Origin of the sequence: Mycobacterium sp. (assembly GCF_044223235.1) — a bacterium.
In the GTDB taxonomy this organism is placed as follows: Bacteria; Actinomycetota; Actinomycetes; order Mycobacteriales; family Mycobacteriaceae; genus Mycobacterium.
Window position 1 is genome coordinate 186,579 of sequence record NZ_JBGAME010000002.1, and the last position, 12,996, is coordinate 199,574.

A 12,996-nucleotide genomic window follows, 5' to 3' on the forward strand; every position below is an offset into this window, starting at 1 on the left:
GACACGGCGGTGTGCGCGACCTTGTCGCAACGGCAACTTCGCTGAAGTCCCCTGCCGGCACCGCAGAGTTTCCGATATGTCATCTGCGGTGCCGTCCAGGGGCAGGTTGTCAGGCTCCCGGTGCCGCGGCGGGTGCGGGAACGGCCACGGCGGCGGGCGCCGCGGGCGGGGCGGCGGACTTGATCGCCGAGGTGATCGCGGGCATCACGATCCCCTTGAGCAGGTCGATGGCCTGCCCCGCGCCCAGCTGGTCGGCGGCGCTGGACAGGTCGCCGAGCAGTCCGCCGCTGGCCGGTGCGGGCGCAGGGGCGGTCAGGTACGGATCGCCGAGGACCGGATAGCCGCCGAGCGCGGGATCGACGAGCGGTGTGGTGATCGGCACCTCGCCGGGTGCTGGCAGGCCCGTCCCGGTGGCGATCGGCGTCAGGGCGGGATCGAGGGCCGTCGGCGTCGTCAGCGCAGGTGCGCCGAGGCTCGGCGTGCTCAACCCGCCCGGGATCGCGCCGGTGGGGCTGGTCAGCCCCGGATTGGTCAGCGCGGGGTTGGCGAGTGCGGGATCGGTCAGCGCCGAGGCCGTCGGGGCGGCCGGAATGCCCAGGCCGGGGGTGGTGGTCAGCGGGGAGGTGCCCAGGCCGGGGGTGGTCAGCGACGGGGATGCGAGCGACGGCGTGCTCGGCGAGCCGGTGAGCAGGCTGGTCGGCATGGGCGGCAGGTTGATGCCGAACTGGGACAGACCCTGCGACAGTGCCGACATCAGCTCGGTGGGCAGGTCGGTGATGCTGGCGGCCTGGACGAACTCGCGATGCTGCGGCGCCGCGGGTTCGGGCTGCGACAGGTGGGTCACGGTGGCGATGACGACTGGACTTGCGACGGCCAGTACGGCGAACGCGCTGATGGCTGTCGAGCGCCTGCGTCGACGTCGGTTCGGCACGGAAGTCTCCTCAATATCTGGATTACGCCTGGTATCTACTTGTTTTTCGATATCCCGCGATATCTGGGTCGGCGGACGGTCCCGGCAACGCGAAACCGTTCTGCGCCGACGAAGTCGATGTTACTGGTGTGACCAATGTGCCTAGAGTGACGATATGGAATTGTGAGCCAATCGCGACCTATAACCGCTAACGACCCGGCTCGTAGATGCGGGAGCGGACGTCGCGGTCGGATACCCTGACTGCCGATGACGTCACCTGATCCCCGGGTCGGTCCCCAGCTCTCCGGCCGGGAAGTAGCCCCGCCGCCTTCGCCCGACGGCGGGTTCGACCTCCTCGTCGTCGGTTCCGGATTCTTCGGACTGACGATCGCCGAGCGGGTAGCCACGCAACTGAACAAGCGCGTGCTCGTCGTCGAGCGCCGCTCGCACATCGGCGGCAACGCGTACTCCGAACCCGAGCCGCAGACCGGCATCGAGGTGCACCGCTACGGCGCCCACCTGTTCCACACCTCCAATAAGCGGGTGTGGGACTACGTGCGCCAGTTCACCGAATTCACCGGCTATCAGCACCGCGTCTTCGCGATGCACAACGGGCAGTCCTACCAATTCCCGATGGGCCTCGGGCTGGTCTCACAGTTCTTCGGCCGCTACTTCACCCCCGACGAGGCCCGCGCCCTGATCGCCGACCAGTCCGCCGAAATCGCGACCGCCGATGCCCAGAATTTGGAAGAGAAGGCGATCTCGCTGATCGGCCGCCCACTCTACGAGGCGTTCGTCAAGGGCTATACGGCCAAGCAGTGGCAGACCGATCCCAAGGAGTTGCCCGCGGCCAACATCACCCGGCTGCCGGTGCGCTACACCTTCGACAACCGCTACTTCAACGACACCTACGAGGGTCTGCCGGTCGACGGTTACACCGCGTGGCTGAGCACTATGGCCGCCGACGAGCGCATCGAGGTGCGCCTGGACACCGACTGGTTCGATGTCCGTGATGGGCTCCGTGAGTCGAACCCGTCGGCACCTGTCGTCTATACGGGCCCACTGGACCGCTACTTCGGATACGCCGAGGGCCGGCTGGGCTGGCGCACCCTCGACTTCGAGGTTGAGGTGCTGCCCACCGGGGACTTTCAAGGCACTCCCGTGATGAACTACAACGACCTTGATGTCCCGTACACGCGTATTCATGAATTCAGGCACTTCCACCCCGAGCGGGTGTACCCGGCCGACAAGACCGTGATCATGCGGGAGTATTCGCGCTTCGCCGAGGACGACGACGAGCCCTACTATCCGATCAACACCGAGGCCGACAGGGCGCTGCTGACCGCCTACCGCGCCAGGGCCAAGGCCGAGACGAAGTCGGCCGGGGTGCTGTTCGGCGGCCGGCTGGGGACATACCAGTATCTGGACATGCACATGGCGATCGCCAGCGCACTGAACATGTACGACAACACGCTCGCGCCGCACCTCGTCGATGGTGTGCCGCTCGACGACCGACCAGAGGAAAGCAGAGCATGAGTGACATCCCGTCCGGTGCGCTCGAGTCGACCGAGTCGCGGGCGATCAGCCCGCTGGCCCGGATCATCCTGCCCCGTCCCGGCGAACCGCTCGATGTCCGCAAGCTCTATATAGAGGAATCGGCCACCAACGCCCGCCGCGCCCACGCGCCCAGCCGCACCACCCTGGAGATCGGCCCGGACTCCGAGGTTTCGTTCGCCACCTACTTCAACGCCTTCCCGGCCAGCTACTGGCGACGCTGGTCGACTTTGGAGTCGGTGGTGCTGCGAGTCGAGTTGACCGGCAGCGCCCGCGTCGACGTCTACCGATCCAAGGCCACCGGCGCCCGCATCACGGTCGGCGGCGCACCCGCGTCCGGAGAATCCGTCGTCACCGAATTCGAGATCGGTCTCGACCCCTTCGAGGACGGCGGGTGGATCTGGTTCGACATCACCACCGACACCGCCGTCACCCTGAACAGCGCGGGCTGGTACGCGTCGGTGCCCGCCCCCGGCCGCGGACACATCGCAGTGGGCATCCCGACCTTCAACCGGCCCGCGGACTGCGTCAACGCGCTGGCGGCGCTGACGTCGGATCCGCTGGTGGACGAGGTGATCGGCGCCGTCATCGTCTCCGACCAGGGCACCAGCAAGGCCAAGGACCACCCGGGCTACGCTGCGGCGGCCGCGCTGCTTGGCAACCGGCTCTCGGTACACGATCAGCCAAATCTGGGCGGCTCCGGCGGGTACAGCCGGGTGATGTACGAGGCGCTGAAACACACCGACTGCGAACAGATTCTGTTCATGGACGACGACATCCGCATCGAGCCCGACTCGGTGCTGCGCGCCCTGGCGATGAACCGGTTCGCCAAGACGCCCACCCTGGTCGGCGGCCAGATGCTCAACCTGCAGGAACCCTCGCACCTGCATGTGATGGGCGAGGTCGTCAACCGGGCCAACTTCATGTGGACCAACGCGCCACACGCCGAGTACGACCACGACTTCGCGAAATACCCGCTCAACGACGAGGAGTCGCACAGCAGGCTGCTGCACCGGCGTATCGACGTCGACTACAACGGCTGGTGGATGTGCATGATCCCGCGCCGGGTGGCCGAGGAACTGGGCCAGCCGCTGCCGTTGTTCATCAAGTGGGACGACGCCGACTACGGGCTGCGCGCCGCCGAACACGGCTACGGCACCGTCACCCTGCCGGGCACGGCGATCTGGCACATGGCGTGGAGCGACAAGGACGACGCCATCGACTGGCAGGCCTACTTCCATCTACGCAACCGGCTGGTCGTCGCGGCGATGCACTGGGACGGCAAGGCCGGGGGCCTGCTGGCGTCCTCCGTCAAGGCGACCCTGAAACACCTTCTGTGCCTGGAGTATTCGACCGTCGCGATCCAGACCAAGGCAATGGCGGACTTCCTGGCCGGCCCGGAGCACATCTTCTCGATCCTCGAGTCGGCACTGCCCGACGTCCGAAAGATGCGCGAGCAGTACCCCGATGCGGTGGTGCTGCCGGGGGCCACCGCGCTGCCGACCCCCACCGGCCGGACCAAGGTGCACAAGCCGCCGGTGTCGCTGCCCGCGATCGGGCTGCGGCTGGCCCGCGGCGTGGTGCACCAGTTGCGCAGGGAGAACCCGGCCCATCACCAACGCCCGCAGCTCAACGTCGCGACCCAGGACGCCCGCTGGTTCCTGCTGTGCAAGGTCGACGGCGTCACGGTGACCACCGCCGACGGCCGCGGCGTGGTGTTCCGGCAGCGGGACCGCGCGAAGATGTTCGAGCTGCTTCGCGAGTCGATGCGCCAGCATGTGCGGCTGGCCCGCCGGTTCAACCGGATGCGCAAGGTGTACCGCCGGGCCCTTCCGGAGCTGTCCAGCCAGCAGAAGTGGGAGACGGTGCTGCTGCCATCCGCCGCCCGATCCGGCAGAGAAGCCTGACATGACCGACAACCCGCGGGGTGAGGACGCCGCGCTGGTCGCCGTCCAGTCCGCGCTTGCGGGCCGCCCGGGCGTGCTGGTCGGCGCCCGTGCGCTGTCGCATTTCGGCGAGCACAGCCTGGGCTGGCTGGCGGTGACCGGGCTGGCCGCGCTGCTCGACCCGCGCAGGCGCAGGGAGTGGCTCACCGCGGCTGCCGGCGCATTCCTCGCGCACGCCGCCGCGGTGGTGATCAAACGGATCGTGCGCCGCAAGCGTCCGGATCACCCCGACGTCGCCGTCAACGTCGGCACCCCCAGCAAGCTGAGCTTTCCCTCGGCGCACGCCACGTCGACCACCGCGGCGGCCCTGTTGATGGCCCGCGCGTCCGGCTCGCCCCTGCCCCTGCTGGTGATCCCGCCGATGGCGGTGTCCCGGCTGGTCCTCGGTGTGCACTACCCGACCGACGTGCTGGCCGGGGTGATGATCGGGGCGGGCGTCGCCAAGGGTGTCGAGGTCTCCGCCCGGCGGGTCGGCGCACACTGCACCCGCGGGAGTGGAGCAGACTGATGGGCGCCACGACCCGTGGCCGCCTGCGGATCGCGATGGAGCGGATCGAAGATGAGTACAGCCCGCATGAGTGAGGAAGCGGCGTCGGTAGCCGGTCCGCCGAGCAATGTGGTCACCGGCGTCATCAGGGCGATGCGGCCGCGGCAGTGGCTGAAGAACCTCCTCGTCCTCGCCGCACCGCTGGCCGCGCTTGGCGGCGGCGTCCGTTACGACTACAGCGATGTGATCCTCAAGGTCTCGATCGCGTTCGTGGCGTTCTGCCTGGCCGCGTCCAGTGTGTACCTGGTCAACGACGCGCGCGACGTCGAAGCCGACCGCCAGCATCCCACCAAGAGGTTTCGCCCCATCGCGGCCGGGGTGGTGCCCGAATGGCTGGCCTACACGCTCGCGGTGGTCCTCGCGGTGGCGTCGCTCGGCATCTCCTGGCTCGTCACCCCCAACCTCGCATTCGTGATGGCGATCTACATCGCCATCCAGCTGGCGTATTGCTTCGGCCTGAAACACCAGGCGGTGCTTGATATCTGCATCGTGTCGTCGGGTTTTTTGATCCGGGCCATCGCGGGCGGCGTCGCGGCCGGCATCCCGTTGTCGCAGTGGTTCCTGCTGGTGATGGCGTTCGGCTCGCTGTTCATGGCGGCCGGGAAGCGATACGCCGAATTGCAGCTCGCCGAGCGGACCGGGGCCAAGATCCGCAAGGCCCTGGAGAGCTACACCATCACCTATCTGCGGTTCGTGTGGACCATGTCGGCCACCGCGGTGGTGCTGTGCTACGGGCTGTGGGCATTCGAGCGCGACGGCAGTCGCGGTTCGTGGTTCGCGATCTCGATGATCCCGTTCACCATCGCGATCCTGCGCTACGCCATCGACGTCGACGGCGGTATGGCCGGCGAGCCCGAGGAGATCGCGTTCAGCGACCACGTGCTGCAGCTGCTGGCGGTGGCGTGGATCGGGACCGTCGGCGCCGCGGTTCTCTTCGGGTAGCCCATGAGCGCGACGGTCGTCACCGCACAATCGGCCGGCCCGCCCGAAGCGCCCAGGCGCCACGGCGCGCACGGTCGGCGCTGGCCCGCCTTCCCGTACCACCGCACCGTGCGGATCAGCCTGTGGGTGAGTGTGTTCGTGGTCACCGCGCTGTTCAGTTGGGGTGCCTGGCAGCGGCGGTGGATCGCCGACGACGGCCTGATCGTGCTGCGGACCGTGCGCAACCTGCTGGCGGGCAACGGACCGGTGTTCAACGCCGGGGAGCGCGTCGAGTCCAACACGTCGACGGTATGGACCTACCTCGTCTATCTGGGCGGCTGGATCGGCGGTCCCGTCCGGCTGGAGTACGTGGCGCTGACGTTCGCGCTGGTGCTCAGCGTGCTCGGCGTCGCGCTGGCCATGCTGGGAACGGGCCGGTTGTACGCACCGGGCCTGCAGGGGCGGCGCGCGCTGCTGCTGCCCGCAGGCGCTCTGGTCTACATCGCGATCCCGCCCGCGCGCGACTTCGCCAGCTCCGGCCTGGAGAACGGCCTGGTGCTGGCGTATCTGGGCCTGCTCTGGTGGATGATGGTTTGCTGGTCGCAGGCGCTGCGCGCCCAGCCGGGGCCACCGCGCCCCGCCCCGCCCCGCAACGTGGCCAGTTGGTTCTTCGACGCCGCACTGGCGTTTGTGGCGGGGATGAGCGTGCTGGTTCGTCCGGAGCTGGCGTTGATCGGCGGTCTCGCGCTGATCATGATGCTGGTGGCCGCCCGCGGATGGCCCAGGCGCGCGCTGATCGTGGTTGCCGGCGGCCTGCTGCCGGTCGGCTATCAGATCTTCCGCATGGGTTACTACGCACTGCTGGTGCCGGGCACCGCGCTGGCCAAGGACGCATCCGGGTCCAAGTGGTCGCAGGGCTTCGTCTACCTGGCCAACTTCAATCGGCCCTACCTGCTGTGGGTGCCCGCGATCTTGCTGCTGGCGCTGGGCGCCGTGTTGCTGGCGACGCGGACCAGGCCGTGGTGGACCCGCAGGCGGGTGCCCGCCGGGTATGGCCGGCTGGCGCGCGTCGTGCAGAGCCCTCCCGCGGTGGTCGCCTTCATCCTGGTCAGCGGGTTGCTTCAGGCGCTGTACTGGCTGCGCCAGGGCGGCGACTTCATGCACGGCCGGGTGCTGCTCACCCCGCTGTTCTGTCTGCTCGCGCCCGTCGCGGTGATTCCGGTCGTGCTGCCCGACGGGACGAAGTTCACCCGCGAGACCGGGTACCTGCTGGCGGGTGCCACGACGGCGCTGTGGCTGGCGGTCGTGGGCTGGTCGGCGTGGGCGGCCAACTCACCCGGCATGGGTGCCGACGCCACCCGCGTCACCTACTCGGGGATCGTCGACGAGCGGCGCTTCTACGCCCAGGCCACCGGCCACGCCCACCCGCTCACCGCGGCGGACTACCTGGACTATCCCCGGATGCGCGCGGTGCTGACCGCGTTGCGGAACACCCCCGACGGCGCCTTGCTGCTGCCAGCCGGCCACTACGACCGCTGGGATGTGGTGCCCGCCAAACCGCCGCCGGTGCCGCCGGACGCGCCGCCGAACTGGCGGCAGAACTACCGCGGGCCGCACACCGTGTTCTTCACCAATCTCGGCATGCTCGGCATGAACGTCGGATTGGACGTGCGGGTCGTCGACCAGATCGGGCTGGCAAACCCGTTGGCGGCGCACACCGCACGCCTGCAGGACGGCCGGATCGGCCACGACAAGAACCTGTTCCCGGACTGGGCGATAGCTGAAGGGCCGTTCCTCAAGGAGCCTCCGTACATCCCCGACTACATCGACGAGGACTGGGTCTCCCAGGCGGTCGTGGCGCTGAAGTGCCCGGAGACCGAGACGGTGCTCGAGTCCATCCGCGGAGAACTCGGCGTGCGGCGATTCATGTCAAACGTCCTGCATGCGGCCGAGTACACCGGCTACCGCATCGATCGGGTGCCCCTGTACGAGCTGATCCGCTGCGAGCTGGACGTCCCGACACCCAAGGAGCCGCCCTATACTGGCTTACCGGCAACGGGGCCCTGAGGGCCGGCGATTTGATAGCCGGCCCGACTTTCTGTTTGGGTAACGCGGTAGTCGCATCTGCGCGATAACCAGTCAGCCGCACACGGGCACGCGCCTTCAGCCGTGCGCAGGACACGGAACGGACGGGCCATCACATGCTGATCACCTCGGGAGTCGCTGCCGCGCGCGGCCGGCTCCGCAGGCTGACGGTGATGCTCGCCGCGCTTCTCGCGCTGCCCGCGTTGACGTCGGTGGCGGCGGGCGAACCGACCGCGTCGGCCTTCTCACGCGCCGGGCTTCCCGTCGAATACCTCGACGTCTACTCGACGGCCATGGGGCGCAATGTCCGCGTCCAGTACCAGGGCACCGGAGGCGCCCCGGCGCCGACATCCAGCACGGGGCCCAAAGCGGTGTATCTCCTCGACGGACTTCGTGCGCAGGACGATTACAGCGGCTGGGACATCAACACCCCCGCGTTCGAATGGTTCTACGAATCGGGCGTCTCGGTGGTGATGCCCGTGGGCGGGCAGTCCAGCTTCTACACCGACTGGTATGCGCCGTCGAGCTTCAACAACCAGCCCTACACCTATAAATGGGAGACATTCCTCACAAGCGAGCTGCCGCAATGGCTGGCCGCCAACAGGCAGGTGTCGACGACGGGCAACGGTGTGGTCGGGCTGTCGATGTCGGGCGGCGCCGCGCTGATCCTGTCTGCCTTCCACCCCGCGCAGTTCGTCTACGCCGCGTCGCTTTCGGGCTTCCTCAACCCCTCCACGGCGTTCATGAAGCAGGCGATCCGCGTGGCGATGCTCGATGCAGGCGGATTCAACGTCGACAACATGTGGGGTCCGCCGTGGGATGCGGCCTGGAAGCGCAACGATCCGGTGGAGCAAGCTGCGCGTATCGCGGCCAACGGCACCCGGTTGTGGATCTACTGCGCTCCGGGCGGCGGCACCCCGCTGGACGAGGGCGCCGACGCGGCTCAGGCGTGGAACGCGACCAGTCTGGAATCGCTGGCGATCGGCAGCAACAAGCGATTCCAGGAGGCGTACGTCGCCGCCGGCGGCCGCAACGCCACCTTCAATTTTCCGCCCGCGGGCAACCATTCGTGGGCGTACTGGGGCGCGCAATTGCAAGCCCTCAAGCCGGACCTGATCGCGACGCTCAACGGCTGAGCAGCGGCTGGGACCGAAAACTGCTGACGAGAGGGAACCCGCTCAGGTGTGGTTCACTACTCGGCGACACAACAGATGGGATAAAGGGAATGAAGTTCGTTGAGAGGCTGCGAGGTGTGGCCAGACGCGGATCGCGCCGCGTGGCGGTCGCAGCCGTCGCAGCGGCCGTACTACCGGGCCTGGTTGGCGTGTTCGGGGGCGCGGCGACGGCGAGTGCATTCTCGCGACCCGGCCTTCCGGTCGAGTACCTGATGGTCCCGTCTGCGGCGATGGGCCGCGATATCAAGGTGCAGTTCCAGAACGGCGGCCCCAACTCTCCCGGGGTGTATCTGCTCGACGGTCTGCGCGCTCAGGACGACTTCAGCGGCTGGGACATCAACACCGCGGCATTCGAGTGGTACCTGGATTCCGGGCTGTCGGTGATCATGCCGGTCGGCGGGCAGTCCAGCTTCTATACCGACTGGTATGCGCCTGCGTGCAGCAAGAAGACCGGTGCCTGCCAGACCTACAAGTGGGAGACCTTCCTCACCAGCGAGCTGCCGGCCTACCTGGCCGCCAACAAGGGCGTCGACCCGACGCGCAATGCCGCCGTCGGTCTGTCGATGGCCGGTTCCGCGGCGATGGTCATGGCGATCTATCACCCCAACCAGTTCCAATACGCCGGCTCGCTGTCGGGCTTCCTGAACCTGTCCGAGGGCTGGTGGCCGATGCTGGTCGGGATGTCCATGGGTGACGCGGGCGGCTACGACCCCAAGGACATGTGGGGCGAGGGTGGAAACGACACCTGGAAGCGCAACGACCCGATGGTCAACATCGGCAAGCTGGTCGCCAACAACACCCGCATCTGGGTTTACTGCGGCGACGGCAAGCCGTCCGACCTGGACGCGGGCACCAGCTCGGGCAACCTGTTCAACGCGAAGTTCCTGGAGAGCTTCACCCTGCGGACGAACAAGACGTTCCAGGAGGAGTACATCGCCGCGGGTGGAACCAACGGCGTGTTCAACTTCCCGACCAACGGCACGCACAGCTGGGGGTACTGGGGCCAGCAGCTGCAGGCGATGAAGCCCGATATCCAGCGGGTGCTGAATGCGACGCCGCAGCCCGCGACCCCGGTCGCGGCCGAGGCCGAGGCCGACACCACCGGCAACTGAGGCGCCCTGCGCGGTGCGCTGATCTGACGCCAGCAGACGGCGGCGATCCCGAGGGGTCGCCGCCGTCAGCCGTTTCCGGCCCGATGCGTCGCGGCCGTGTGTTTCACTACACGCGGGTCGGCGGTGGCTCGGGACGCACACCGGGCGGGCAGGAGGGGTTCAGTGTGAGGCGCGCGGCGATTGTGGTGCGAATGCTGGCGACCACGCTGGTGCTGGCGGCTGGATTGTGGGCCGCGGTGCCCGGCGCGGCACCGGCACCGGCGCGCGCGGACGCCGTCGAGTATCTGATGGTGCCGTCGGCGGCGATGGGCCGCGATATCCCCGTCGCCTTCATGGCGGGCGGTCCGCACGCGGTCTACCTGCTCGACGCCTTCAACGCCGCACCCGACGTCAGCAACTGGGTGACCGCCGGCAATGCGATGAACACCCTGGCGGGCACCGGCATCTCCGTGGTGGCGCCCGCAGGCGGCGCCTGGAGCTTCTATACGAACTGGGAACAGGACGGCGGCAAGCAGTGGGAGACCTTCCTGTCCGGTGAGTTGCCGAACTGGCTGGCCGCCAACAAGGGCCTCGCGCCGGGCGGGCACGGCATCGTCGGCGCGGCCCAGGGCGGCACCGGTGCGGTGACGATGGCCACCTTCCACCCCGACCGCTTCCGCTACGCCGGTTCACTCTCGGGATTCTTGACCCCGTCGTCGACCACGCTGAACGGAGCGATCACCGCCGGGCTGCAACGGTTCGGCGGAGTGGATACCAGAAATATGTGGGGTTTGCCACAGCTGGGTCGATGGAAATGGCACGACCCCGACGTGCATGTGCAGCTGCTGGCCGACAACAACACCCGGTTGTGGATCTACAGCCCGCAAACATCCGCCGCCAGCGATCCCGCAGCCGTGATCGGCTACGGCGAGCAGGCGACGGGAAGCAACCGCACCTTCTACCAGCACTACCGCGGCGTCGGCGGCCACAACGGTCACTTCGACTTCCCGGCGGGCGGCGATCACGGGTGGTCGAGCTGGGCACCGCAGCTTGCCGCCATGTCGGGCGAACTCGTCGCGACCATCAGGTAGCGGGACGACACCGGGAATCGGCTGGACCGGAACAGCATTGGTGAGCCGGTACCTTGGAGGGGTGCGGCACACCCAACGGCGGATGGCAAAGGCGGTTGCGCTGCTGTCAATGGCGTGCGCAGCCGTGCCGACGGCGGCCTGCAGCCCTGGCGACGACCTGATGGCGACGACGGGGTTGCCGGGCAGCGAGACCGCGACGGCCGACGGTCAGCCGCTGACCGAGGATTCGATGGGCCCGCACACCCTCACGCTCAGCGCGCAGCAGCGCGCCTACCTGGATGCCATCACGGCGGCCGGTGTGCGGCCGTCCAGCGATCTGCTCGCGCTGTCGATCGGCTCGTACGTGTGCCAGGCGAGGGCCGCCAAGCAGAACGACCAAGCGGTGTGGGATTTCGTCCAGCCGCTCGTGCGCAGCGATATGCGGGCGGCCACGAGCGCGGCCCACGCGCCGTCCTCGGCCGAGATCACCGGGGCGACCGCCGACTACATCCGGATCGCGACGGCGCGACTCTGCTAGCTCCCCACCGGGAGGGGCGGCGGGCTCAGCGCGCGCCGTGACCTGGCGTGCAGATATTGAGTGCAGATGAGTGCAGATAAGAAGGAGACCATGCCGAAGAGCAGCCGGCGGAAACGCCACCGGATCCTCGCCCTGGCCGCAGCAGGGGCGGTGGCGCTCGTCGTCGTGCTGGTGGTGGCGGTCGTGGTCGTGATCATGCGCAAGCCGGAGACGCCCCCGACCGCGCTGCCGCCCAGCGCCGTCCCGCCCACCAGCGCGCCGGGGGTACCGCCGACCACCAGGAAACCGCGCCCGGAGTTCCAGGACGCGAGTTGCCCCGACGTGCAGCTGATCTCCATCCCCGGCACCTGGGAGTCCTCGGTGCAGCTCGACCCGTTCAACCCGGTCCAGTTCCCGGCCGCGCTGCTGCTGCGCGTGACCAATCCGGTCCGCCAGCAGTTCGGCGGCGACCGGCTCGAGGTGTTCACCGTGCCCTACACGGCGCAGTTCCACAATCCGTTCGCCGCGGACAACCAGATGTCCTACAACGACAGCCGCGCGGAGGGCGCCCGCGCCACGGTCAAGGCGATGACCGACATGAACGAACGCTGCCCGCTCACCAGCTACGTGCTGGTCGGCTTCTCGCAGGGCGCCGTCATCGCGGGGGATATCGCCAGCGACATCGGCAACGGGCGCGGCCCCGTCGACGAGGATCTCGTGCTCGGCGTGACGTTGATCGCAGACGGGCGCCGCCAGACCGGCGTCGGGCAGGACGTCGGGCCCAACCCCGTCGGCCAGGGTGCCGAGATCACGCTGCAGGATGTGCCCACGCTGTCATCTCTCGGGCTGACGATGTCGGGGCCCCGCCCCGGCGGCTTCGGGACGCTCAACGACAGGACCAACGAGATCTGCGCAGCGGGTGACCTGATCTGCGCGGCGCCGGAGTCGGCATTCTCGATCGTCAACCTGCCGAAGACGCTGCAGGTGCTGAGCAGCAATGGCGGTCAGCCGATCCATGCGATGTACGCCACGCCGGACTTCTGGAATCTGGACGGTCAGCCCGCCACGCAGTGGACACTGGGGTGGACGCAGAACATCATCGACAACGCTCCACATCCCGAGCACGGATGAACAAGTCGGGCCGCGCACCCGATTTGGCTGGCGACTTGAGGTCGCCTAA

General features: G+C 68.3%; 11 protein-coding genes. 10 read left to right on the forward strand and 1 reads right to left on the reverse strand.

The window, feature by feature from the left end; all coding sequences use genetic code 11:
- Positions 1-109 precede the first annotated feature (109 nt).
- The gene (locus ADBZ6K_RS03965; RefSeq protein ID WP_526344561.1) at positions 110-931 is read right to left on the reverse strand and encodes a hypothetical protein; all 822 of its coding nucleotides are present in this window, start codon (positions 929-931) and stop codon (positions 110-112) included.
- A 246-nt stretch (positions 932-1,177) separates the two neighbouring features.
- Here ADBZ6K_RS03965 and glf point away from each other — a divergent pair, with 246 nt between their 5' ends.
- The 10 genes from glf to culp6 all read left to right on the forward strand — a co-directional run bounded on the left by glf (position 1,178) and on the right by culp6 (position 12,947).
- Positions 1,178-2,446 carry a UDP-galactopyranose mutase gene (gene glf / locus ADBZ6K_RS03970; RefSeq protein ID WP_526344562.1) on the forward strand — a complete coding sequence of 423 codons (1,269 nt, stop codon included), beginning with the start codon at positions 1,178-1,180 and terminating at the stop codon, positions 2,444-2,446.
- On the forward strand, positions 2,443-4,371 hold the full coding sequence (locus ADBZ6K_RS03975; RefSeq protein ID WP_526344563.1) for a glycosyltransferase family 2 protein: 1,929 nt from the start codon (positions 2,443-2,445) through the stop codon (positions 4,369-4,371). Before glf ends, ADBZ6K_RS03975 begins: the two co-directional genes overlap by 4 nt.
- Before the next feature lies 1 nt (position 4,372).
- Positions 4,373-4,918 (forward strand): phosphatase PAP2 family protein, encoded by a 546-nt coding sequence (locus ADBZ6K_RS03980; RefSeq protein WP_526344564.1) that lies wholly within the window; start codon positions 4,373-4,375, stop codon positions 4,916-4,918.
- A gap of 66 nt (positions 4,919-4,984) precedes the next feature.
- Positions 4,985-5,899 carry a decaprenyl-phosphate phosphoribosyltransferase gene (locus ADBZ6K_RS03985; RefSeq protein WP_526344870.1) on the forward strand — a complete coding sequence of 305 codons (915 nt, stop codon included), beginning with the start codon at positions 4,985-4,987 and terminating at the stop codon, positions 5,897-5,899.
- A gap of 3 nt (positions 5,900-5,902) precedes the next feature.
- Positions 5,903-7,945 (forward strand): terminal beta-(1->2)-arabinofuranosyltransferase, encoded by a 2,043-nt coding sequence (aftB, locus tag ADBZ6K_RS03990; RefSeq protein ID WP_526344565.1) that lies wholly within the window; start codon positions 5,903-5,905, stop codon positions 7,943-7,945.
- Positions 7,946-8,079: 134 nt separating this feature from the next.
- Positions 8,080-9,099: an alpha/beta hydrolase gene (locus ADBZ6K_RS03995; protein ID WP_526344566.1), complete on the forward strand. Its 1,020-nt coding sequence runs from the start codon at positions 8,080-8,082 to the stop codon at positions 9,097-9,099.
- Between the two features lie 89 nt (positions 9,100-9,188).
- A complete protein-coding gene (locus ADBZ6K_RS04000; protein ID WP_526344567.1) occupies positions 9,189-10,250 on the forward strand; it encodes an alpha/beta hydrolase in 1,062 nt (353 codons plus the stop codon).
- A 191-nt stretch (positions 10,251-10,441) separates the two neighbouring features.
- On the forward strand, positions 10,442-11,320 hold the full coding sequence (locus ADBZ6K_RS04005; RefSeq protein ID WP_526344568.1) for an alpha/beta hydrolase: 879 nt from the start codon (positions 10,442-10,444) through the stop codon (positions 11,318-11,320).
- Positions 11,321-11,402: 82 nt separating this feature from the next.
- Complete coding sequence (locus ADBZ6K_RS04010) at positions 11,403-11,837, forward strand: DUF732 domain-containing protein (protein WP_526344569.1); 435 nt, start codon at positions 11,403-11,405, stop codon at positions 11,835-11,837.
- Between the two features lie 90 nt (positions 11,838-11,927).
- A complete protein-coding gene (gene culp6, locus ADBZ6K_RS04015) occupies positions 11,928-12,947 on the forward strand; it encodes a carboxylesterase Culp6 (RefSeq protein WP_526344871.1) in 1,020 nt (339 codons plus the stop codon).
- Positions 12,948-12,996 lie beyond the last annotated feature (49 nt).